This is a genomic window from Leptolyngbya sp. FACHB-36 (genome assembly GCF_014695955.1).
In the GTDB taxonomy this organism is placed as follows: Bacteria; Cyanobacteriota; Cyanobacteriia; order Leptolyngbyales; family Leptolyngbyaceae; genus FACHB-36.
The window spans coordinates 1-1,990 of record NZ_JACJPG010000072.1 but is presented as its reverse complement, the minus strand read 5'-3'; the positions used below and the strand labels follow the sequence as shown (position 1 = coordinate 1,990).

The window sequence follows — 1,990 nt, the reverse complement described above, 5'->3', positions numbered from 1 at the left end:
TTCGCTCTTTTTCATCCCATCGAGTTTGATCGCTTGCATCACTTTTTGCCGCAGGTCGTAACTGTAAGCCTTGACCATCCCAGCTTCCTCTAGCACCGCTCCTCTTAGTCTAGGTTCTGTCTGGACTGGCGACAGCTATAGTTGGGATGTTGAGCATCTGCCCGATGCGGGTCAAGAGCAGACCTCAGGCAATTCATGCAACCTGGCGAATGACCGTTCTGAAGGAGATGCTTACTACTGTGGCTGTTGGTGCGGTTGAGTAAGTGTACGACTACATTGCCTTGCGAATTCTTCAAGCTCTGCTGAATTTCTAATAAAGACAAGGAGGCAATTTCGGGTAGTCCAATTCTTATCCCGGCATTGCATCAAGCTGACCTCGATATGCAACGTCAAATTCCTTTATCCCTCTTCTGAATCGAGCTTTGGTTTGGGAGCGGCAGGATTGGGCGGAATCTTTTCAGTCGTAATTAAGGCTTCCATCATGGTTTTGACGATCGGAGCCGCCACAGTTGCGCCAAAGGCATCACTGCCTTGGGGTTCATCGACAACCGCAACCACGACAAAGCGGGGAGCCTCGATCGGAAAAATGCTGACAAAACTGGTGATCTTGGCGTTCTCGTAGTAGCCACCATTCGGGTTTGCTTTTTGAGCGGTTCCGGTTTTGCCACCAATGCGGTAGCCCGGAATCTGAGCAGGTTTTCCAGTGCCGTCTGCCACAACGCTCTCCATCATCGGCAACACGGCCTGTGTCGTCGCTGGCGAGAACACCTGACGCGGCGGCGCAATGTTGGCTTTCCAGTAAGTTTGTCCTTTGCTGTCAAACAATCCTTGAACGACATGAGGCTGGACCAGCTTGCCGCCGTTCGCGATCGCCGCGTGTAGCTGAGCAAGTTGGATCGGCGTCAGCGAGAAGCCCTGTCCGAAGGAAGTGGTCGCTGGCTCGATCGTGGATTCCGTAAACGTTTTGCGGTCTTTGAACTGTCCAGCGACAGCAGCAGGCAAATCGGTATGGACGACCTCACCAATTCCCAATCGCTTCAGACGGTCGTAGTACAAATCCGGCTTCATCGTTTGAGCAATTCGCACCATGCCAACGTTGCTGGAATAGCGCAGCACGTCGGTAATCGAAATCGGTCCTTTGCCACTGCCGTCAAAGTTTCCGATCGTCCATCCGTCTATAGTTATTTGCCCCTCATCATCAATCACGGAATCAGGTTTGATGGTTTTAGCTTCCAGGGCGATCGCCACGTTGATCGGCTTAAAGGTGGAACCCGGTTCGTACAGGTCTGTGAGCGCCCAGTTTTTGTAGAGTTCCACTGGGTATTTGTAGTAGTGGTTGGGGTCGTAGGACGGTGAGGTCGCCAGCGTCAGCAGAGAGCCATCCCGCACATCCATCACAATGACGGCGCCACGTTTAGCCCCAAACGCTTTCAGTTGCTGGCCCATTGCCGCGGTCGCAACGCCCTGTAGCCGACTATCCAGCGTTAGCTTCAATTGCAGATCATCCAGGTTCAAAAATCCTCTAGGCACCTGATCCGGCATCAGGGATCCATCCCCCATTCGGCTCAGCCGCACCGCTTTGACCGATCGCTCTAACGCGTTCTGCTGGCTTAGTTCAACGCCTGCCTGTCCTTTATGGTCATCGTTGACGTAGCCAACTACACTCGCCATTAAGTCCTGCTGTGGATAAAGGCGCTGTTGATACTGCAAGCGCTCCAGTCCATCAAGTTGCAGGCTGCTAATGCGATCGACAACGGACTCAGCCAGCGAATACTCCAACAGAACCCCGCTGTCTCGCTCGTCGAACTTCTTCAGCAAATCGGCAACCGGGCGGTTCAGAATTGGGGCAATCTTCTCGGCGATCGCCTGCTTAGATTCCTTGAACAGCTTTGGGTGTGCAAACAGCCGATAAACAGGGCGATCTACCGCCAGCACCGTTCCCCTGCGGTCCACAATGTGACGACGCGGCACAAACGGACGCAAGAAATTG

The 1,990-nt window shown here is 53.3% G+C and carries 1 protein-coding gene; it reads right to left on the bottom strand.

Going from position 1 to position 1,990, the window contains the following annotated elements; genetic code table 11:
* Positions 1–399 precede the first annotated feature (399 nt).
* Positions 400–1,990: penicillin-binding protein 2 (locus H6F43_RS00995; RefSeq protein ID WP_190340167.1), on the bottom strand; the 1,591-nt coding region annotated here is incomplete at its 5' end.